Origin of the sequence: Bacillus sp. ISL-18 (genome assembly GCF_018613415.1) — a bacterium.
Lineage (GTDB): Bacteria > Bacillota > Bacilli > Bacillales > Cytobacillaceae > Neobacillus.
The window spans coordinates 63,712-85,396 of record NZ_JAGGQG010000004.1 but is presented as its reverse complement, the minus strand read 5'-3'; the positions used below and the strand labels follow the sequence as shown (position 1 = coordinate 85,396).

General features: G+C 40.8%; 21 protein-coding genes and 1 other annotated feature. Of the genes, 8 read left to right on the top strand and 13 right to left on the bottom strand.

Annotation, left to right across the window (positions count from 1 at the left end; translation table 11 throughout):
• Positions 1 to 81: 81 nt before the first annotated feature.
• Entirely contained in the window at positions 82 to 1,305 is a 1,224-nt protein-coding gene (locus J7E81_RS07960) for an MFS transporter (protein WP_215041627.1), read from the bottom strand.
• 42 nt (positions 1,306 to 1,347) lie between these two features.
• On the bottom strand, positions 1,348 to 2,295 hold the full coding sequence (locus J7E81_RS07955) for an L-lactate dehydrogenase (RefSeq protein WP_215041626.1): 948 nt from the start codon (positions 2,293 to 2,295) through the stop codon (positions 1,348 to 1,350).
• A 286-nt stretch (positions 2,296 to 2,581) separates the two neighbouring features.
• On the opposite strand from J7E81_RS07955, the gene J7E81_RS07950 reads away from it, so the two are divergent.
• Together J7E81_RS07950 and J7E81_RS07945 are read left to right on the top strand one after the other, a co-directional pair.
• Positions 2,582 to 3,028, top strand: a complete 447-nt coding sequence (locus tag J7E81_RS07950; protein ID WP_215041625.1) for a hypothetical protein — start codon at positions 2,582 to 2,584, stop codon at positions 3,026 to 3,028.
• Between the two features lies 1 nt (position 3,029).
• On the top strand, positions 3,030 to 3,686 hold the full coding sequence (locus J7E81_RS07945; protein ID WP_215041624.1) for a PspA/IM30 family protein: 657 nt from the start codon (positions 3,030 to 3,032) through the stop codon (positions 3,684 to 3,686).
• Positions 3,687 to 3,747: 61 nt separating this feature from the next.
• On the opposite strand, the gene J7E81_RS07940 is transcribed toward J7E81_RS07945, so the two are convergent.
• Positions 3,748 to 4,458, bottom strand: coding sequence for an urease accessory protein UreH domain-containing protein (locus J7E81_RS07940; protein ID WP_215041623.1), 711 nt, complete (start codon positions 4,456 to 4,458; stop codon positions 3,748 to 3,750).
• A 282-nt stretch (positions 4,459 to 4,740) separates the two neighbouring features.
• On the opposite strand from J7E81_RS07940, the gene J7E81_RS31070 reads away from it, so the two are divergent.
• Complete coding sequence (locus tag J7E81_RS31070) at positions 4,741 to 6,990, top strand: EAL domain-containing protein (protein ID WP_215041622.1); 2,250 nt, start codon at positions 4,741 to 4,743, stop codon at positions 6,988 to 6,990.
• Between the two features lie 42 nt (positions 6,991 to 7,032).
• On the opposite strand, the gene J7E81_RS07930 is transcribed toward J7E81_RS31070, so the two are convergent.
• Together J7E81_RS07930 and J7E81_RS07925 are read right to left on the bottom strand one after the other, a co-directional pair.
• Positions 7,033 to 7,314, bottom strand: coding sequence for a KGG domain-containing protein (locus tag J7E81_RS07930; RefSeq protein WP_374104005.1), 282 nt, complete (start codon positions 7,312 to 7,314; stop codon positions 7,033 to 7,035).
• Between the two features lie 244 nt (positions 7,315 to 7,558).
• Entirely contained in the window at positions 7,559 to 9,019 is a 1,461-nt protein-coding gene (locus J7E81_RS07925; RefSeq protein WP_215041620.1) for an alpha-amylase, read from the bottom strand.
• Positions 9,020 to 9,353: 334 nt separating this feature from the next.
• Here J7E81_RS07925 and rbsK point away from each other — a divergent pair, with 334 nt between their 5' ends.
• Positions 9,354 to 10,295, top strand: coding sequence for a ribokinase (gene rbsK, locus J7E81_RS07920; RefSeq protein ID WP_215041619.1), 942 nt, complete (start codon positions 9,354 to 9,356; stop codon positions 10,293 to 10,295).
• A gap of 19 nt (positions 10,296 to 10,314) precedes the next feature.
• Here rbsK and J7E81_RS07915 read toward each other — a convergent pair whose 3' ends face one another.
• The 3 genes from J7E81_RS07915 to J7E81_RS07905 are packed head-to-tail and all read right to left on the bottom strand — an operon-like array spanning position 10,315 to position 12,057.
• Positions 10,315 to 11,451 carry a zinc-dependent alcohol dehydrogenase gene (locus J7E81_RS07915; protein WP_215041618.1) on the bottom strand — a complete coding sequence of 379 codons (1,137 nt, stop codon included), beginning with the start codon at positions 11,449 to 11,451 and terminating at the stop codon, positions 10,315 to 10,317.
• Between the two features lie 18 nt (positions 11,452 to 11,469).
• Entirely contained in the window at positions 11,470 to 11,829 is a 360-nt protein-coding gene (locus tag J7E81_RS07910) for a spore coat protein (RefSeq protein WP_215041617.1), read from the bottom strand.
• 18 nt (positions 11,830 to 11,847) lie between these two features.
• A complete protein-coding gene (locus J7E81_RS07905) occupies positions 11,848 to 12,057 on the bottom strand; it encodes a spore coat protein (protein ID WP_215041616.1) in 210 nt (69 codons plus the stop codon).
• 142 nt (positions 12,058 to 12,199) lie between these two features.
• On the opposite strand from J7E81_RS07905, the gene J7E81_RS07900 reads away from it, so the two are divergent.
• Together J7E81_RS07900 and J7E81_RS07895 are read left to right on the top strand one after the other, a co-directional pair.
• Positions 12,200 to 12,403, top strand: a complete 204-nt coding sequence (locus J7E81_RS07900) for a hypothetical protein (RefSeq protein ID WP_215041615.1) — start codon at positions 12,200 to 12,202, stop codon at positions 12,401 to 12,403.
• Positions 12,403 to 12,711, top strand: coding sequence for a spore coat protein (locus J7E81_RS07895; RefSeq protein WP_215041614.1), 309 nt, complete (start codon positions 12,403 to 12,405; stop codon positions 12,709 to 12,711). The genes J7E81_RS07900 and J7E81_RS07895 overlap by 1 nt, the downstream gene beginning before the upstream one ends.
• 63 nt (positions 12,712 to 12,774) lie before the next feature.
• On the opposite strand, the gene J7E81_RS07890 is transcribed toward J7E81_RS07895, so the two are convergent.
• The 4 genes from J7E81_RS07890 to J7E81_RS07875 are packed head-to-tail and all read right to left on the bottom strand — an operon-like array spanning position 12,775 to position 16,208.
• Positions 12,775 to 14,238 (bottom strand): glycoside hydrolase family 1 protein, encoded by a 1,464-nt coding sequence (locus J7E81_RS07890; protein WP_215041613.1) that lies wholly within the window; start codon positions 14,236 to 14,238, stop codon positions 12,775 to 12,777.
• Positions 14,210 to 14,593, bottom strand: a complete 384-nt coding sequence (locus J7E81_RS07885) for a PTS lactose/cellobiose transporter subunit IIA (RefSeq protein WP_215041612.1) — start codon at positions 14,591 to 14,593, stop codon at positions 14,210 to 14,212. Before J7E81_RS07885 ends, J7E81_RS07890 begins: the two co-directional genes overlap by 29 nt.
• Positions 14,594 to 14,615: 22 nt before the next feature.
• A complete protein-coding gene (locus J7E81_RS07880) occupies positions 14,616 to 15,872 on the bottom strand; it encodes a PTS sugar transporter subunit IIC (RefSeq protein WP_215041611.1) in 1,257 nt (418 codons plus the stop codon).
• A gap of 27 nt (positions 15,873 to 15,899) precedes the next feature.
• Positions 15,900 to 16,208: a PTS sugar transporter subunit IIB gene (locus tag J7E81_RS07875; RefSeq protein ID WP_215041610.1), complete on the bottom strand. Its 309-nt coding sequence runs from the start codon at positions 16,206 to 16,208 to the stop codon at positions 15,900 to 15,902.
• A 160-nt stretch (positions 16,209 to 16,368) separates the two neighbouring features.
• Here J7E81_RS07875 and J7E81_RS07870 point away from each other — a divergent pair, with 160 nt between their 5' ends.
• On the top strand, positions 16,369 to 18,270 hold the full coding sequence (locus J7E81_RS07870) for a BglG family transcription antiterminator (protein ID WP_215041609.1): 1,902 nt from the start codon (positions 16,369 to 16,371) through the stop codon (positions 18,268 to 18,270).
• A 189-nt stretch (positions 18,271 to 18,459) separates the two neighbouring features.
• Here the strand turns inward: J7E81_RS07870 and brnQ are convergent, their stop codons facing one another.
• A complete protein-coding gene (brnQ, locus tag J7E81_RS07865; RefSeq protein ID WP_215041608.1) occupies positions 18,460 to 19,812 on the bottom strand; it encodes a branched-chain amino acid transport system II carrier protein in 1,353 nt (450 codons plus the stop codon).
• Between the two features lie 183 nt (positions 19,813 to 19,995).
• Positions 19,996 to 20,222 (top strand) — a binding site (T-box leader).
• 155 nt (positions 20,223 to 20,377) lie between these two features.
• Here brnQ and J7E81_RS07860 point away from each other — a divergent pair.
• The gene (locus J7E81_RS07860; RefSeq protein ID WP_215041743.1) at positions 20,378 to 21,676 is read left to right on the top strand and encodes an amino acid permease; all 1,299 of its coding nucleotides are present in this window, start codon (positions 20,378 to 20,380) and stop codon (positions 21,674 to 21,676) included.
• Positions 21,677 to 21,685: the final 9 nt, after the last annotated feature.

Genomic DNA, 21,685 nt, shown 5'->3' with positions numbered 1-21,685 from the left:
TTAATTAGGCGAAGGGGGGTTTTGCATTAGAATGTCTTTCAAAACTGGAAGCAGAAGAACCGTCCCCATGCTCCCACCCACTTATGCTGCTTTCCTTGTGACTGCTGCCTTCTGTCTTGTTTCGGGGAAGGTAGCGACCAGGAAGATGTACAGGCTGGAGGCAGCGATGAAGAAGATCATGGCTGGTGTGTATCCGGAAGAGCCTAGAATAAAGCTCCAAATAATGGTTGCAATCGTTTGGCCCGCGTAGGCAATGGCCCAAAATAATCCGAACATAATGGTCAATCTTTGTGGAGTCATCCCTTTTAATTCATGTGGGAGATTCAAAAAGATTGGGTACTGGATATACATCGCAAAGCCGGAAACCGAAATAAGCGTGTAAGATAGGAGCGGAATTTTATTCGCGAAAACAATCGCAAGGGCGAACGTTCCTACCATAACAATTCCTGACAACAGAAGAGTCGGCTTCCGCGGCACCCCTTTATTCCCGATGGTAATCCCGGCAAATGTACCAAGAATCCCGAAGCCTGAGATTAACAGGTTCGTCACGGATCCATTTAACAAGGTATATTGGTCAAAAATCGCTTTAAAGCTCACGAGTGATAAGACATATAGAGTTAAAAAGGAAGCAAACGCCAGGCCATAACGCCAAAGAAATCCATCCTTGAGTGCATCTTTGTAGCCATACTTTTCCGTTTTTTCACCAGCTTCGTTTGTCTCAAAGTTCTCTGCTTTCCAAAGCCAGCCAATAAAGAAAAGAATCGTTAAAGAGGCAAAAAACGTTAACGTTACACGCCAATTGGCGACCATTTGCTTGGAAAAAACGGTGAATAATACAGCGACAATAAAGGCACCAGCATTATAGGCGACCGTATTGGCCGCATTAATACGCAGCTTTGTTTTTGAATTTTTCACATAGTGGGCCACGATTGGGTTCATGTAGACAATCACCATCGAGCCCCCGACGGCCATGACCATCCGAGCGACTGTATAGGCCCAATAATTAGGCAGATAGATCGCAACAAGCCCCATCATTAACAGGCCAATCGCCGTGCCGGCTGCTTTTCTAGGTCCTAATTTCATAAGGACAATCGCTGCTAAAATGTTGGCAAATACACGCGCGGTCGTAATCGAATAGTTCACTAATTGAGAAATAATCGGGTCGACCGGTCCACCGAAAAATGTTTCGGTAATTTGCGGTGTCAAGGAAGAACCCGCCACCCAGTTCATGGCAAAGGTTACATAGGCCAGCCATAAAACTGCCATCATAAAATAACCTTTTTTTGTTTGATTCAACGTTTCCATGCTTTCATCTTCTTTCCTTGATAAGGATTTTATAAAAATTCCTTAAATTACAGGTTTCATAGTTTCTTTTAAGACGGTAACGGAATGATTAAATTGCTGTTTTTCTTTTTCATTTAAGTCGATTTCGATCACCTCGCGGATTCCGCCACGGTTAATGACAGCCGGAACACCGATAAATACATCTTGTTGTCCATATTGGCCATTTAGATAAGAAGATACCGTTAAGATACAGTTTTCATTATTTAAAATTGCTTTGGTAATCCGGACAAGAGACATGCCGATGCCATAGTAGGTAGCACCTTTTCGTTCAATGATATGATAAGCCGCATCACGGACATTAACGAAAATGTTTTCTAAGCATTCATGGTTTAGTTTTTCGGCTGGGAGTTCTTCAAGTCGTTCCACTCCTACTGAAGCACGGCTCCAAACCGGAAGTTCGGTGTCCCCGTGTTCACCGATGATATACGCATGTACATTTCGTGTGTCCATGTTGAAATGCTGGCCAAGCGCAAAGCGAAGTCGCGCAGAATCTAAGACAGTACCAGAACCAATCACCCGCTCTTTTGGCAGACCAGACTCTTTCCAAGTCACATAGGTTAAAATGTCGACTGGGTTGGTTGCGACCAAGAAGATGCCGTCAAAGCCACTCGCCATGATGTTTTTTACAATTTCTTTAAAAATTTTAGTGTTCTTTTCGACTAATTGTAGGCGAGTTTCACCTGGCTTTTGCGCTAATCCCGCTGTAATGACCACTAAGTCTGCTGTTTCACAATCTTGATAAGTACCGCTCCACACGTTGATTGGAGAAGGAGCAAATGGGATTCCGTGATTCAAGTCCATCGCTTCGCCTTCTGATTTTGCCTCATTCACATCGATTAGAACTAATTCTTCAGCTACGCCTTGATTAATCATAGAGTAAGCATAACTGCATCCAACTGCACCTGTTCCTATTAACACTACTCGATTCACTTTCTTATTTCTGTTTTCCATGATGATTTCCCCTCTTTATATGAAATTTACTAAAATGAGATAAGCGATATTCTTGATGTTATGACTAGTTAACAACTTGATGGTGTTAGTATATCACTAGTTTGTGAAGTTTTTCACAATAAATGTGACATAAGTATGAACCTTTGTATGAAACCCTTTACAAGAAGCATAGGGACGGTTCTCGTGCTTCGGAAGCAAAAGAACCGTCCCCATGCTTCCTTTTCACCAAGTTTTCACCAACCTCTATTATTATTCTATCTATCAAGTAAGGAAAGGAGATAAGTATATGAATACAAAGGTTAAAAAGGGTGTTTTCTGGGGAGTGATCGTTGCTGCTACTGTTTTGGTATTTAACGTGCTCCACTTGCTGCTAGGAGGCGATAGAGGGCGAGTAGGAGGACGCGGCCCTGGTGGAATGGCTCAACCAAGTGGTGCAGGACAACAGGGTGGAATACCGCAACAAGGTGGATTGGGGCAGAGAGGCGGCTTTGACCATCATCACATGATGAATGGTGCTCACCATGGCGGCGGATTTCCTTGGCTTTTCCTTATTATTGGACTAGCCGTTCTCGTTCTACTAGTAAGATGGCTTCGAAAGAAAGCAAAAGCATCATCCATGAAGCAGTTTATTGACACCTCTCTTGCCGGTTCACACATACCTGTAACAAACCAAAATGCGAGCATTTTAGATCAATGGGAAAAAAATCTATTAACGAAAAAGGAGAATGAATAACATGGGTATTTTTAAACGATTAAAAACCATTACAATGGCGGAAATGAACGGATTACTAGATGGGATTGAAGATCCAATTACGTTGTTAAATGAGTATTCTAGAGAAATGGAACAGGAAATGGTCAAAGGCCAGAAAGCCCTAGCAAGACAGATTTTTGTAGAGAAAAAACAGGCAGCGCTCATTTCACAGACAAAAATACTAGTGGACAAGCGGACTCGTCAGGTCAAACTGGCGATTGAGCAAGGTGATGAAGCGATGGCAAAACTAGCCGTGCAAGAAAAGCTCAATCAAGAAAAGCAGTTGCACCTATATGTGGAGCAATTAGAGGCGGTTAAGGGACAAACCCAAATCCTTGTGGCAAAGTTGGACGAACTAAAAGAGACGTATAATCAACTACAGCATAAGAAAATTTTGTTAGCATCAAGAGTGAATGTGGTTCAGTCGATGAAACAAATCCAGAAAGCAACCGTTTCTTTTCACACTGATGATATTGCTAGAGGCGTGGCCCGTGCGGAAGATCGGATTCTCTTAATGGAAGCAGAAGTGCAGGCAGGCAATCAATTTGCAGCTCCATTAGCCCAGTTTGACGCGGCATACGATAACTATGTAAGTGAAGAAGAGCTAAATAAGGAAATTGAAAAATTAAAGGCTGAATAAGAGTGGTCCACGGGGACGGTTCTCCTGCTTCCAATAGGAAGCAGGAGAACCGTCCCCACGCTCACTGCAGCCAAAGTTTGTATAGGCCTTCTGTTATGGCTAGGTTGTACATGTAATAGACCCCAAAGGCGACGCTAATGACACCTGTGAGCCGGGTGAGGGTTTGATTCAGTACCTGTTTTTTGGCACTGAAAACGAAAGGAATTCCGATAATGGTTGTAAAGAAAAGCATTCCCAAAATGGTTCCTACTCCGAAAATAAGGATATAAACAGCCGCCTCCCAAACACTTTTCACTGTACTCATCGTTAGTAAGACCATTGCGCCGCTGCCGGCAAGACCATGTACTAAGCCGATAAACAAGGATTTCAAGTAGGAGACATTTTGATGTTGGTGCTGATGCTGCCCGTTATTAACATGTGAATGGACATGTTTATGATGGTCGCCATCATGCCCATGCTGGTGTACATGGATATCTTTAAAAGAGCGTATGGTGGTTAAACCAAGGTAAACAAGCATAATTCCGACTAAAAATTCTAATGACATCGCCCATTTTTCCGGTATTTCACCCTTCATCAAAATCAGAATAACACCAATGATAAATAATGTCGCCGTATGGCCAATTCCCCAGAAAACCCCCGCTAAAGTAGATTTGACTAATTTTTTACTTTGGCTGGCAATGGTAGAAACAGCAATCACATGGTCCGGCTCGATTGCATGCTTGATTCCCAGAACAAATCCTAAAGCTAGAATGGAAAGAAAACTTATCTCCATAATTTCCTCCTCATAAGTGTCCATTTTTTAAAAAGGTATGAATGCTAGTAATAAATAATGCAATTCTGCTTAACTTAAAAAATTATAGCAAAGAATCATATGATTGGGGATACTATTTGTTTATTAAACAAATAAAATTGCACTTTCCTTTTTTCTTCGTATATATAAAGTTTTTTCCTCCTTTTGCACTAGTAAAATACGGTAAAAATAGAGCCAATTACTACGAAAAATGTGATAAACTGACAATATCTTTTTTAAAAAAGCAGTGATGGGGTATAGTATGTGAATGAATCAATAGACAATCATAGTATAAAAATAGAACTAGAAAAAGCCATTGGACAGAACCAATTTTTCCTCCATTATCAGCCGAAGATTGATTTAAGAACGGGTGAATTAGTGGGAGTAGAGGCGTTAATTAGGTGGAATCACCCAAAATGGGGCATGGTACCACCAGATAGGTTCATTGGGATTGCCGAAGATACAGATTTAATTATCCCGATTGGAGAATGGGTATTAACTTCTGCTTGCAGTCAAATTAAACATTGGCAAAAGGAAGGATTATTCACAGTCGTTTCTGTCAATCTATCACAAAAGCAGTTTATTCACTCCAATATCGTTCGAACGATTGAAGAGGTTCTGCAAAAAACAGAGCTGGAACCACACTATTTAGAGATTGAATTAACGGAAAGTATAAAATCTGATATTCATCAGACCATCCTCTCCTTACAGCAGCTGAAGAAGCTGGGCGTTTCCATCAGTATTGATGATTTTGGGACAGGCTATAGTTCTTTAAACTATTTAAAGGAATTCCCGATTGATACATTAAAAATTGACCAGTCTTTTATAAGGGAACTTCATCAAAATCTAAACGATGAAGCGATTGTAAAAACGATTATCTCGATCGCCCACAATTTAAACCTTAAGGTGGTGGCTGAAGGGGTCGAAACAAAGGAACAACTCATCTTTCTCCAACAACATTTATGTGATCAGGGGCAAGGATATTTGTTTAGTAAACCCATGCCGGCAAACGAGTTAAAAGAAAACCTTTTTGAGGTGCAACAAGTTGTCAATCAACAAGGGATTCCAGAGGATACAAGGACGCGTATCTGGTATGAGGAATTATTGAATAAAGCCAAAAAAGAGTTACAAGATACAGTCCGTTTGCAACAAGGCATGATTTTTAAGTATAAACGAATAAACGGACAATTTATTCACACCATTTGTGATGGGGAATTATTATATCAAATGGGATTGATCCCCGCTCAAGTGGTGGGGAAACGGTTAGATGAATTTCTTCCATTGGAAAAAGCCCTTAAAAAAACCGCTTACTATCAGAGGGCGTGGGATGGAGAAGAACTGGTTCAATTTGAAGACCAGATTAATGGAATTGACTATCTGGCTAGTTTACGCCCCGTCAAAAAAGGCGGCGAAATCATCGAGGTGATTGGGTCTTGTGTGAATATTACTGCCCGCAAACAGGCAGAAATTTCTTTACGAGAAAGCGAGTCCAGGTATCGGCTTATCACAGAAAATATGAGTGATATCCTTATGCTGCTGGATCATCGTGGACGGATTTTATATGCCTCTCCTTCACTTGGCAGGGTACTAGGCACACCAACAAAAACCTACGAGGGGAAAAGCTCATTTCTTTTAATCCACCCCGAAGACCGAGATCAAGTAATGGACCAATATAAACAAATCTTAAATAAGTTACCTTCTGCTAGAATGGAAGCACGTTTTCTGCATTCCGATGGCAGCTGGGTATTAATTGAAGGTATTGGTACACCGGTTATAGGGAGTAATGGTAAAATGGAACATTTTATCATTGCGGGACGTGATATAACAGAAAAAAAGCGAACAGAAGAACAATTAGTACAATCAGAGAAATTAGCGATAGTAGGAGAACTGGCGGCCGGAATGGCCCATGAAATCCGAAACCCGATTACCTCTATAAAAGGTTTTATCCAGCTATTTGAGCAAGGGATCCAAAAACCGGAATACTTTAACGTCATCTTTGATGAGTTTCAAAGGCTAGAGGATATTCTTCAAGAATTTTTAAATCTGGCTAAGCCGCAACCATTTAAATTGAAACCGGATGACCTGACTTCTATTATTCAAGATGTAGTCAAATTGCTTCGTCCAGAAGCCAATCTGAAAAATGTTCAAATCGATCAAGAATATGATCACATGCTCCCGAACATTATTTGTGATCGTAATCAAGTGAAACAAGTGTTCATTAATATCATTAGAAACAGTATGGAAGCAATGGTAAATGAAGGCAGGATTACGATCGTTGGAAGTTTGGAAAGTGAGTTTGTTCTGATTAAAATCATCGATAATGGCATCGGGATTAGTGAAGAGCGCCTGAAAAGACTCGGTGAGCCTTTTTATAGCAATAAAGAAAAAGGGACGGGCCTGGGTTTAATGTTATGCTTTCGCATTGTAAAACAGCATAATGGGACGATCACGATAAAAAGTATTGAGAATCAAGGTACCACCGTTGAGGTTCGGTTTCCGATTACTTATGAATAAAAAAAGGGAGAAGAGTGATCTTCTCCCTTTATCTATGAACTTTTAATCATCATTATCCCGTTGTTCAGCTCTTGCTTCTCCGCCTTTGCGGCCGATGTCTTGATAAAATTCTTTATCATGGTTTTCCGATGTGGCTTCTCCGCCTTTGCGGCCGATTTCCTGGTAGAATTCTTTGTCATGGCTTTCGGCTGTGGCTTCCCCGCCTTTACGGCCAATTTCCTGATAAAATTCTCTGTCATGGGTTCTTGAAGTCTCTTCTCCGCCTTTACGACCTGCTTCTTCCACCGTCATACTACCGTTTTTTTCATTACGATCTTTGTTCATCATAGATTCCTCCTTTTTGAGTTTGGAATTGCTATTGACTTACATTCTTTATGTACCCGGCTTCTAGGAGTTCAAACTATTTTTCTTTTTTTTTCAATGTTTTGGGGAAGCCGATCGTCTATAAGCTCTCGGAAAAAGCAGATCCCCTGGGCGCTAAGTGGATGAAAATATAGTCCTCCGGGAGTGTAAAATAACAAAAAAAGCTGCCCTTCTGAAAAGAGATTCAGAAAAACAGCCTTCTATCTTACTCCTCTGGACCGCAAGCCCAAACCGAAACGCTGCCGCCATTCACTGGGAAAGTAGCATATCCATTTTCTTCAATCAGGATTTGCTCATCTCTTGAGTTCATTAGGTCGATCCAGGTTTCCCCAGCTTTGTCTTCACCAACATACATTCTTTTCTCCCCGTCATCGCCATTCGAGATGACGACGGCACATCCGGACTTTTCAACCTCTTCCGTACCAAGTCGAACCCAGCCAATCGTATTGGGATGATCGAAGTAATCATGCTGTTCCCCGTACGCCTTATTGTACCTGGCTAGCAGAAGGCGGTCGAGGATTTCCTGTTTGCCCTCTTCAGGCTCTGGGCCGTTGATTCCATAATAATCGCCATAAAACAGGCATGGATTCCCATCTCTCCTTAGGAGAATTAGCGCATAGGCACTTGGCTTAAACCAGTCCTGTACCCATGATTCCAGGGATTCTTCGGGCTGAGTGTCATGGTTATCCACGAAGGTAACAGCATTTTGAGGATGAGTGTTTACAAGGGTATCCTCGAATATCGTGCTTAAATCAAAATCGCTGCCTTCTTGGGAGGCCTGATGCAGTTTATAATGCAAGGGAACATCAAACAATTCGATTTTATAATCGATATGATCCAAGTATTTTTGGCAGGCAAGTAGGTCCGTTTTCCAAACTTCTCCTACAAAAAAGAAATCATCGCCCCGATGGTTAATCATTTCCATTACAAATTCCCTGATGAATTGGTGATTTATATGTTTGATGGCATCCATGCGGTATCCATCGCAATTAAGGGTATCCGCAAGCCATTTTCCCCATTCGATCACTTCTTTTTTTACTTCCGGATGTTCATAGTCAATATCGGCAAGCATGAGATAATCATAATTGCCGAATTCATCATCGACATGTTTACTCCAATCCTTATGATCGCCAACGATTTTAAAGATTCCTGTTTTTTCTGTCCTGGCATCATAATCTGTTCCGTTAAAATGGGTATGGTCCCATTGAAAGGAAGAATATGTTTCCCCACGCCCTGGAAAGGTGAATTTTGTCCAAGCTTCAATTTCGAAGGGTTCAGATAATTCTTTCGTCCGGTCCTCTGGGTCCACTTCAATGACTTGAATGACCTCCGTTTCGTCTGCCCCCGCTTTATGGTTCATGACGACATCGACATAGACTTTTATGCCGACATTATGACAGGCATCTATTGCTTCTAGCAGTTCCTGCTTGGTCCCAAACTTTGTTCGGACGGAACCTTTCTGGTCAAACTCACCTAGATCATATAAGTCATAGATGGCATAGCCATTATTGTCTGGAGTGGACGCTTTTGTCACTGGTGGTATCCAGACGGAAGTGATTCCTTTTTCTTTTAATTGCGGGGCCATTTCCTTTAGGCGGCTCCAATGGGTGCCATCTGGTTCCAGGTGCCACTCGAAAAATTGCATGATGGTTTTGTTTCTCTCCATATTCTGTTTCCCCCTTGGTTATGTAGATAGTAGAGTATAGGATGTTTACCCTGTTAGGCAGTAAACCAATCCAGTTAGGGGTGACCCCACAAAGAATATTTCTGGAAAATAGACTTTTACATTAACTATTAATATAGTTGGAAACGATAGTATAATAATTCCAATTGTCGTATTCAAAAGTTAACCTTATCTCGAGGACTACTCATGCTGGACCAGGTTCTTGTTTTTAAAAAGATGAAGAGTTTGTCTGAATGGGGATACTAATTTATTAAGCGAAACCTCCATTAAATCAAAGATTTATTGGATGAATTATTTTAAAAAGGAGCGGATAGAGATGAATATTCTTGTAGTCGGTAGTATCAATATGGATATCGTAAATCGAGTAGTCGATCATCCGGTACCGGGGGAAACCATTAAAGGGTTGTCGACCGTATACTCGCCAGGAGGTAAAGGCGCTAATCAGGCAGTGGCAGCTGCTTTAGCGGGCGGCCGGGTAGGCATGTTAGGGGCCATTGGAAAAGATCCGTATGGTTTAGAGCTGCTGGACTCGCTAGCTAAAGCGAATGTCGATACGAAAGCTATTTTGAAAAAAGAGGGAACATCCGGCATGGCGTTTATAACCGTTAGTGAGTCTGGAGAAAATACGATCATTTTATCTGAAGGCGCAAATGGAAGGCTGTCGGTAAAAGATATAGAAGAACAGTTAGATTTATTAGATGAGGCGGAAATTCTATTAGTCCAAAATGAAATCCCATTGGAAACCACTTTTTTTGTGTTAAAGGAAGCACATCAGCGGAAGGTTCAAACCTATTTTAATCCAGCACCAGCATTGGAGATTCCAAGCGAAATTTTTCCATTGATTGATGTTTTGATCGTGAATGAAACAGAGATAGAAGTGATCACGAACATAAGGATTGAGACCGAAGAAGCAAGGGGGCAGGCACTTAACTGGTTGGTGGATCATGGAGTGAGTTCCGTCATTCTGACACTTGGTGAAAAGGGATCGCACTATTATTCCAAAACTGAAACCGGTTTGATTACTCCTGGTTTCAAGGTAAAAGCAGTTGATACAACGGCAGCCGGAGATACCTTTATCGGCGCATTTGCTGCTGCAAAAGCTTCAGGAAACAACACCAAGGAGGCCATTTTATTTGCCACTGCCGCATCTGCGCTAGCAGTTACCAAACACGGAGCCCAACAGTCGATTCCTTCGAAAAATGAGATTGAGGAGTTTTTAATGGTGCACGGGGACGGTTCTCATGCTTCGGAAGCATGAGAACCGTCCCCGTGATTCCTCATGGTTTTAAGACAACTTTGATGCAGTCTTCTGTTCTTGTATCGAAGACTTCATAGCCATGTTTTGCTTGGTCTAATGGGAGGACGTGGGTCACTACATCACTTGGGTCCATTTTTCCGGTTGCAAATAAATCGTATAGGAAAGGCATATAAGGGATGACCGGTGCTTGTCCTGCTTTTATGTCGATATTCCGCTGAAACAAGTCTCCAAGCGGGAAACCGTTATAACGGCCGCCATAGACCCCGGTAATTTGGATGGTGCCGCCTTTTCGGACTGCCTGACTGGCAATGACAATGGCGCCCATGGCTCCACCCTGAAGCTTTAGCCCGCTAGCGAGAAACTCCATTGGTGTCCACTTGCCATCCATCCCAACGGCATCAATCACAATATCAGCTCCGCCTTTGGTGATTTCTTTTAAGTATTGTCCTGTATTTTCATGCTGTTCAAAATTGACAATCTCCACCTTGTTGGTCCGTTTCGCATGCTGCAGGCGGTAGTCAATATAATCAACGGCAATGACCCGTTTAGCCCCTTTATACCAGGCAAATTTTTGGGCAAGTAAGCCAACGGGGCCACAGCCTAAAATAACCACCGTATCTCCATCTTTCACACCCGCATGGTCAACAGACCAATAAGCGGTCCCGGCCGCATCTGACAGCAATACTAGTTTTTCATCTTCCATTTCACAACTTTCAGGGATTTTAAAAGGAGTAAAATTTCCGTACGGAACCCTCATATATTCCGCTTGCCCGCCAGCATAGCCTCCTGTTGTTTCGGAGTATCCAAAAAAACCTCCCTGTTCACCATGTGGATTGGAATTGTCACACTGGCTCGTTAAATCATGCTGACAGTACCAGCAAGTTCCGCAGCTCACATTAAAAGGAATAATCACTCGATCTCCCTTTTTTAGGTTTCGGACATCGGGTCCTACTTCTTCTACCACTCCCATAGGTTCGTGGCCAATGACAAAATCTGTAGGCGTGTTGGGAATCATGCCATGAATTAAATGGAGGTCTGACCCGCAAATGGCAGAGCTTGTAATTTTAACAATAATGTCATCGGAGTTCTTGATTGTGGGATCTTTAACCTCCCTCACCTCAATGTTTTTAATCCCTTGGTAAGTAACAGCTTTCATGTTCGAATATCCCTCCTTTTATTGGTTTGGTGTCGCAAACATTCCGCCTCTGTCCGTGTCATTAGGGAAGAGCCTCATTTGCGCAATTTGGACGGCGGTCTCGGCTCCTTTAAGGTCAATTGGGAACTGATCCTTAAAGTTATAAGGATGGAGCCATTTGTTTTTTATCATGAGATCGGAGATTTCCGCGTGTAAATCAAGGGCAGATTCCAACTGCTTTGTTAGTACTCTTCTTAGTTCAGGGTTGGTCGTCTCGGTAATCGCAAAACCATAATTACGAATTCCATTTTTAACAGTTAGTAAAAAATCCATCGCAAATGTGGAGTCTGCTAAATTGGGCATGCCTTCCGCATTACGAGGGTCAAGGTAATCTTGCATGTTGTGGTCACCTCCGGCTTAATGAAGTATTTGGCTTTGTTTATAAAAGGGAAGTAGTTCGTTTATATCCTGAATCGATTGCTTTACGTCTTTTTCCATGAGCTGTTTTAGCTCATTATTGAAGCAAATCCCCTGCATTAGTTTCGAACGGAGCAAACAGACTGTTTTAAAATTAATGATTTCGTGTGTTTCTAATGTCTCATGCAAAGCTAATTTTTCCTGTTCCATTTCGGCACCTCCATTTCTTAACACAGATATTTTCTCCAAATAAATCAATTTCATAAATTTAAACGAAAGAAATCATGAATACAGAGCACAATTTATTGAAAATATAAGAGGACGAAAATACTGAAAGATGGAGTGAGCAAGAATGGTTCAATACTTAGGGCTTCATGAAACGATCGATTTACACGAATTGTTAACGTTTAAAAGTCTGTGTTTAACAAAATCCACGACAATGAGTGCACTTGTACAAGATGAAGAATTAAAAACCATTTTGGCAAATGACGCGGCAGCCGGACAACAGCATATTGAACAATTACAGAAATTTATTACCAATCGGGAGGCGCAGTAATGAACGGATTTATTCAAAATATGATGGGGATGGGCGGGATGACCGATCAAGTCATCGCAACCGACTTCTTAATAGCAGCGAAAGCAGGGGTTCGAAACTATACAGTGGCTTTAACAGAAACGGCTACTCCAGAATTACGGACGGCCTTACGGGAACAATTAAGAGCCGCCATTCAAACACATGAAGACATTACCAACTATATGATTGCAAAAGGATACTACCATCCGCACGAACTGAGCGAACAGCTGCAAGTTGATTTAACCGTTGCTAATACCGCAACAAACCTTGCAGAAAAAACAAATGGCTAAAAAAACAGAGGGACGGTTCTCATGCTTCCGAAGCAAAAGAACCGTCCCTCCGCTTATTTCATTTTAGGATTTAGAACTAAGTTCTTTCGTAAAGGTTAAATCTTCTCCATTTGTCTCAATGACTTTTTTGTACCAATGATAACTATCTTTCAATATTCGTTTCTTGCTCCCGTTTCCATAATCATCTTGGTCAACATAAATGAATCCATAGCGCTTAGACATTTCCGATGAAGAACAGCTGACAATATCAATCGGTCCCCAAGCATAGTAACCACGAAGGTCAACGCCATCTTTGATTGCTTCTTTCATTTGTTCGATATGTGCCCGTAAGTAGTCAATCCGGTAAGGATCATGAATTTGGCCATTTTCTAATTGGTCGTAATAACCAACGCCGTTTTCTGTGATGTAGATTGGACACTGATAACGGTCGTAGAACAGGTTAAGAAAGGTTCTTAACCCGACTGGATCGATTGACCAGCCCCAAGGGTTTGCATCCAATTGTGGGTTACGGTGATCTTCATTCCCATTTGCATAGCTTTCTGCATCACAAATCTTCGTATAGTAAAAAGAGAATGACATAAAGTCTGCTGTATTTTTAAGCGCTTCTTCATCACCTTCGCCAAATACAATGTTAATACCAATATCGTCAAAATATCGGAAGGCATATCCAGGGTAGTACCCGCGCATCAATACATCTGAATAGAAATATTCCATTTGATTGTGTCGAACGGTTGCCAAAACATCCTCCGGTTTAGAAGTGGCTGCATACGCTGGGCCGCCGCATAACATCATGCCAATCTCTAAATCAGGATAGTTATCATGAGCATATTTTGTCGCATGTCCGCAAGCAACCATTTCATTATGAACTCCCTGATATTTTGCCTCAAGGAGGTTGTCGACTTTGTCTTCGGCGACTCCTAAATGGTTAAAGGATTCATGGACAATTAAGTTAATTTGGTTAATGATAATCCAATACTTCACTTTATCATGGTATCGGTCAAACAATACTTTACAGAAGCGATTAAAAAATTCGATTAGTTCGCGAGAATACCAGCCTTTGTAGGCGGTTGTTAAGTGTATTGGCATCTCATAATGGGATATGGTAATCATCGGCACCATGCCATTTTTAATGATTTCATCAAATAAATCATCGTAAAACTTTAAGCCTGCCTCATTTGGTTCTAATTCATCACCGTTAGGGAAGATGCGTGTCCATGCAACAGATGTACGGAATGTTTTGAGACCCATACCTGCAAGTAATTTCAAGTCTTCTTTGTAAGTGTGATAGAAATCGATTCCCCAGCGTTTTGGAAAAATCCGATCCTTATCTTTTAAAGCCTCTTCAATGTATTGTGTGGTTATTTCAAAGTTTGATTTTTTTTCAATTGGAATATCATCACGGAATTCGTTAATATCTGCTACACTTAACCCTTTTCCATCAACGTCATAGGCTCCTTCCGCCTGGTTAGCAGCAATGGCGCCACCCCATAAAAAGCCCTTAGGAAATCCTGTTGGTACATTTCTCATGGTCATTCTCCTTTTCCATCTTTTCCAACTTTGCCAACCTGGCATCGTATACTTCAAAAATCTTAATCATTCGCTTGGCAATGTTAATCTCACTATAAATCGTCATTAAGGTATCTTGAGCGTGGGCAAAAAGGACGGAATAATCACCGCTTTCCCCTTGTGTTTCGCTGGAAATTGCATTGGTTTGAATATGATGTGCTTTGACAATTACACTATTGGCCAGTTTGATTTCCGCTTTTGCTTGTTCAAAGTCACTATTTTCAATCGCTTTTAACGCATTCATACAATGAACGCGAGCATCTCCAGCATGGAGAATAATTTGCATGGCATTTTCAGCTGTTTTGTCATCAAGCATGATAATATCTCCTCAAAAATGATTATTTTGCTTCTCTAAAAGAGGCAGATGTTTGGGTCTCTTGCGTTTCGTTTCCCAATTCTTGTTTTTCATACACCTTAAAGAATGGATACCAAATAGCAGATGCTGCAGCTGCACAAATTAGCATTAGAATCAGCCCGCTCACAGCCCCTGTTGTAATCCAAGTTGAAAATGGAAACGGAACATACCATAAGTCGAAGACAATCTTTGGAACGGGCGCAAAGTGAATCACCTTTGTTCCGAACCAAATAATCAGTGGCAGAACTAATCCATTTATCCACATTGGGAACATCATAATTGGGTTCCAGGCAATGGCTCCAAATACCACAGGCTCATTGATATTAAAGATTCCAGGAACTAAGGAAGCACGGCCGAGTGCTTTCAGTTTGGCACTTTTTGAGAAAGTTAACATTAATACTAATGGAAGCGTACAGCCGATACCGCCAATCCATAAATAGGCTGAATACATTGTTTCTGCCGTAACTAGGTTAGCGGCTCCGGCCGTGGCATTTGCTGTAATTGCTGCTAAAATAACTGGCTTTGTGATTGGTTGAAGAACCCAAGTGGAAATACCCATTGAATAGATAAAACAGGTAATAAACATAATGAGAGCAAATCCCCAAGGTGATTCGAATATATTTGATAGAGGCTTAAATAAATTTTGAATAAAGTTATAGAGATCAAAATGAGTAATATCTACGACTAACCATGTCGCGATGATGACTACGGCAATTGGGAGCATGGAATCAAACCAGGCTCGAACAAAGTCGGGAATAACGGAGTCTTCTTTAAAAAACGAGAACTTACCAAACAACCCCATGATGTATCCGGTAAAAACACCTGCCACAATCGCCACAAACATACCGCCTGCACCTAATGATTCGTGGCTGAAGCCAATCGCTTTGTCAGCAATCACTTGCGGAGTGATAATCATTAAGAAAGTGATAAGGCCTGTACTTCCAGCGATAAAACGTTGTTTGCGCAGACGTTTCTTTTCCATTAAATTGAATGGAATTAAGAAAGAAATCAATAGTGATAGTACACCCATTGTCCAACCAAATAATGTCCAGAAATTTGGATAGTGTTTAAGGTGGAACACATCACCAGGAATAGTTAGTAAACAAAATAAAGAGCCTAATAGAATAAAAGGAAGCACTTGCATAATGGAGTCTTTTAATGTTATAACCCATACATTATGGTTAATTTTCATCATCTTAGGTGAAAAATCCTTTTCCAGCCATGTAATCATCTTTTGCATGTTCTATCCACCTCGAATCCTTTAATATTAGAATTCCTTTAATAAATCCTCTAACGCAGCTTCACCATCAAGAGTAGAGTAATAGGATGGTTTCATCAGCAGGACCTTTACATCCGCATCTCCGATATATTCTTCGATCTCGTCGAGAATATAGGCTAAGTGAGGTCCCACCATTAATGCATCGATTTCATCAAGATAATTCTCGATTTCCGCTTCACCACGGGCTTTGATGTTGATGTCAAGATTCCGTTTTGATGCAGCTTTTCGTATATTGGATGCCATAAAACCAGAACTTGCTCCAGAACCACAAACTAGTAAAACATTTAATTTTTCCATAAATTATACCCCTCCATTTTTTTTGATAGCGTTTTCTTTTCTACGTTTCTACTATAGAATGAATAGTAGAAACTTTCCAATAACTATTTACACTAGGGTGGTGCAAATTTATATTGTAAGAGTCCAAACCACCTTTGGCGATGAAATGAGGCTAGATTTTATGAATAATAAGTATGAGAAAATCCTTCGTTATCTTAGTACTCAACAAGACTGGAAATCGTCAGCCCAGCTCGCTAGCTTTATAGGAATTTCAAAAAGAAGTGTGAAAACATATATTGCTGAACTGAACTCGATGGAAAAAGGGCTGATATCCTCATCCAAAAAGGGTTACCAGGTTGATCTGGAAAAATTAAATCCATTTATAAAGAAAATGGCTACTACGATTCCACAATCACCAAAAGAGCGTGCGGAATATCTCTTAAAAAGTTTAGTAAATGCAGATGGTCCACTAAATATTTTTGATTTAAGTGATGAATTGTATATCAGTGAGATCACTATAAAAGGTGATTTGCGTAAAGTTAAAAAACGCTTAGCTGATCATAACCTGGAACTTAAAATCTCAGGCGACTTTATTGAAATGGTTGGACAAGAAAAAAGTAAAAGGAAATTAATGAGCTCTATTTTATATAATGAGACAAATGATCATTTTCTTGATATTGATAAGTTAAAGTCATCTTTTGAAGGTTATGATATCGACTTTATCCGGGATGTCGTCGCCGAGGTCTTTTCGACCTACCACTACTTCACGAATGATTATTCGCTTACCAATATTATTGTACACATTGCTATAGCTATTGATCGAATGGAAAATGGCTTTGTTTTTTCGAAACAGGTGGACAAGGAAGCTACACATGAAAAGGAGTACAAAATTGCTATTGAGATTGCCCGGAGACTTGAAGCTCACTTTGCTGTAAGGTATTGCGAGGAAGAAATTCGGGATCTTGCTTTACTTATTTCGAGTAGTGGGACAAGTGTCAATTTCATGCACTTGCAGCTTTCCGATTTGAAGGATGTAGCAGGAGGACACTGCTTAAATCTGGTAGGGAAGATCCTAGAAGACTTGCAAACGTATTATTATATTGTCATTGAGGATCCAGATTTCTTAGTACGATTTACATTACATATTAAAAATCTACTTATGCGTTTGGAGAACCATTTTGTCAGTAAGAATCCGTTGACTTCAACAATAAAACTAAATTGTCCATCCATTTATGATTGTGCCGTCCATGTCTCCTATACGATTAAGGAAGAGACGGGATTCACGATGAATGATGATGAGATCGCCTATATTGCCTTTCATTTGGGCTATGCGTTAGAACTGCAAAAGCAGGCCCATTCGAAAATTACTTGCTCCATTCTTTTCCCGTTTTATTATAATTACAACGTTCAGCTAACTGAAAAGCTGGTCAAGCAATTTGGGGAAGATCTACTGATTCAACATATCGTAACGAATGAAGGAGACTTGAACACTTTAAACTGTGATTTAATTATTTCAGCTGTACAACTTAATTCTGTTCCTAAAATTCCTTATGTTCTCATTAACCCTCTATTTACTAGTATGGACCAGAACAAGGTGGCGTCTAAAATTAATGAAATAAAAGAAACAAGGCGGAAGGATTCTTTTAAGAGGAATCTTGGGACGATTACGGGAGAGCAGCTATTTGATATTATTCATTCGGAGGGAACTAGAGAGGATACACTTACGAGGATATGTGAAATCATGGAACAAAGGGAGTTTGTCGATACAGGTTTTCTTACCAATGTTTTAGAACGTGAGGCTATGTCATCCACGGCTTTTGGTCGTATCGCTATCCCTCATGCAATCAAAATGAATGCCAAAAAGACAGGTATGTTTGTTTTGATCAATGAGAAAGGGATCGAGTGGGGGGATCTTACTGTTTATGTTGTCCTGCTTTTCTCTGTAAGCAAGGACGATCGGAGGTTATTCCATGACGTAGTAGATGCACTCGCTGCCATTTTTAATGAAGATGGCAATATTTCTCGTGTAATGAATGCAGTGGATTACCAGAGTTTTGTTGATTTACTAGTGGCGTGTTACTAAATTGGGCTTCTAGGGCATAGCCCAGCACAATTATATAGAGGAACAGAAATGAAGATGATTCTTGGTTTAGTTTTATTTGAAAATATGAGAAAGCAAAGTACCATCCCTTCAAAAATGAAAGGATGGTTCTATTTTTAGGTAAGAAACTATAAATTTCAACTTCAAGAATTGAGACGCTTTATGCCTATCTTAATTCATAACGACTTTTTTAGTCCCTGCCGGCCAAAAATAACCGATAAATGCGCCAACTGCAGCCGGTAAAATCCAGCCAAGCCCAATATCATTGAACGGTAAGTTATTCATATAGAACGTTTTTATTGATTCGAATACCGGGACCGTTGCGCCAGGTAAGCTGCCGACTAACGTGCTGTATCCGTCGAAGAAACTTACGCAAAAAGTTAAAAACATAGAAACGGCATACACACTTTGTTTATGGCCAAATAGTGGTGAGAAAAGAGCCAATAAGATCAAAACAATCGCTAAAGGATACAGTAACATTAACACCGGTACCGCGAATTGAATGATATTATTTAAGCCGAAGTTCGCGATGATAAACGATAAAAGGCTTAGGACCAGCACAAACATTTTGTAGCTTACTTTTGGAAAAACACCATTAAAAAATTCACTGCACGAGGTAATCAATCCGATACTCGTTTTTATACAAGCAAGTACGATAATAATCGCCAATAATATCGCCCCGAAGGACCCGAAATAATGCTGAGCTACTGCTGCAAAAATCAAACCGCCATTATCGAAGGTTCCGATTGCTGATACGCTTGATGCCCCCATATAGGTGATCAGTCCGTAAATCAACATCATGAGTGCCATTGCAAAAATACCTGATTTCCAAGTGGCCTTCGCAATCGCCTTCGTATCGGTGATGCCTTGTCCCTTAATCGCATTGATGACGACAATACCGAAAGCAAGGGAGGCGAGGGCATCCATGGTGTTATAGCCTTCTTTAAAGCCTGTTATAAATGCTAGCCCGCTATAATCGCCAGTTGGCTTTCCGAAGCTTCCCATCGGCTTAACAATCGCAATAACGATTAAAACAAATAAAAATACTAAAAATGCCGGTGTTAAATATTTGCCGATATAGTCAATGATTTTTGCAGGATTTAATGAGAAATAATAAACAATGGCAAAAAATACGAAGCTAAAGAGTCCTAGATATAAACTTGTGTGCGCTGGATTAATAAATGGTTCAAAACCAACTACGAAAGGTACCGTAGCGGTCCGTGGAATCGCGAAGAATGGTCCAATCGTTAAGTAAAGTGCCATGGCGAAGACGACTCCAAATAGTGGATGGACGCGTCCCGCTAAGTCGCGCAGTCCATTACTCCCAGATAGACCGAACGCTAAAATACCCATAAACGGCAAGCCAATGGCTGTTACGAGGAATCCGATTAATGCTGGCCAAAAGTGTGTCCCAGCAAGCTGTCCCATCTGGATAGGGAAGATTAAATTTCCAGCGCCAAAGAACATTCCGAATAGCATTGTCCCAATGATGGCGTAGGTTGAAAATGATATTTTTTGTTGCATGCATGTGCTCCTTCTCGTTGAATTTGATTTATTTTAACACCTTTTTTAGTAGTAAGCTATAAGAGATGTTGATAAAAATCTTTCCTAAAATAGTATTTAGAAAAAGTATTGACAGAATAATAATTCAAATTCTATAATACAGAACATACTTGAAATTTGGAACTACTTCTTTAAAATTTACATAATTGAGCAATGAAGGGAATATTAGTAGTGCTTATCTCACTGTTTTTAGAGAGCTGATGGAAGGTGCGAATCAGTACAAAGATAAGGATGAACTTCAGTCCCAGAGCATCTTTCTCGAAGTAAAGAGGACCTTTATAAGGGAAAGACGGTCAATGAACCGTTAACAAAGTCGAGAGGCAGACTTCGTCTGCAACTAGGGTGGTACCGCGATAAAAGTCGTCCCTACTGATTTGATCAGTAGGGGCTTTTTGTATTTATTGGGTGTTTGTCATTGCTCGAGGGACTGCCTAGCTACCCATCGCGGTAAATGAGCGGCGCTATTTAATAGGAGGATACTATTTTGGAATTACAAAAAAGATTATTGCCACGGCATATCCGTTTGATGGCCATCGGGGGAGCGATTGGCACAGGTATATTTAAAGGAACTTCTGAAACGGTCTCCATTGCGGGGCCAGCTGTTATATTTTCCTATCTTTTCGCAGGCATATTGCTGCTTGTTGTCATGAGTGCTATTGCCGAGATGGCGATTGCCTATCCTGGGCTGAATATGAAAGGATTTATTCGATTAGCATTTGGAGCTAGAGTTTCCTTTATCATTGGGTGGCTGTATTGTTTCATGTGGCTCACCGTTTGTGTGATTGAGGTAATCGCCGCAGGAAGCTTTCTGCAGTACTGGTTTCCTTCGATGTCATTATGGTCATTAAGTTTTATTAGCGCAATTTTTATTGTAGCGATCAATTTTATGAATGTTAAGAAGTACGGTGAGTTCGAATTTTGGTTCGCTGGTATTAAAATTACGATGATTGTTTTATTTATCATCCTAGGTGCCGGTATTTTATTTGGGGTAATCCCAAGCAATGAAACTCACTACCTGCAAAACTATTCGCAGCACCAGGGGTTCTTTCCGCATGGCTGGTCAGGCGTGTTCTCGGCCCTATTAATAGTGATATTTTCTTATGGTGGTTCAGAACTGATTGGATTGACGTTAACCGAAACAAAGGATGCCGAAAAGGTATTGCCTAAGGTGATTAAAGGAGTGATATGGAGGATTGTGATATTCTATACAGTCCCTATCCTGATCATTTGTGGGTTAATTCCATGGAACGAAGTCGGCAGTCAGGATAGTCCGTTCGTCCAAGTGTTATCTGCGGTTGGATTTCCCGGTTCTGCCCATATTATGAACTTCGTCCTCATTACAGCTGTTTTGTCGGCGGCGAACTCAGGAATCTATGGCTGTACGCGGATGTTATATTCCTTAGCTGCAGAAGGGGAAGCACCGAAACAGTTTTCATATGTAGCGAAGAATGGGGTGCCGTTATACAGTGTGATCCTGAGTGCAATCGTTCTTGTTGGGGGAACGTTTGTGGCGTATTTTTCGCCAGACCGTGTGTTTGGGTATCTGATGGCAATACCAGGCTTTACGGTCTCGGTGGTGTGGATTGCCATCTGTTTGGCGCAGGTCAAGCTTCGTAAAACATATCGGGAACTGCCTCATTTTCGAGTTTGGGGATTTCCTTATGTGACAGCCTTTACGGCAGCGGCATTGATTATTAGCTGTGTGGCATTTGCCTTCAGTGAAGAGAACCGATTAAGTATTTTTGTTTGTTTAGGCATACTAGTAATCTTAGTTAGTGTCTCTTTTTTCATAGACAAGAAATATACAAGTACCATCCGAAAGTAACGAGAGGTT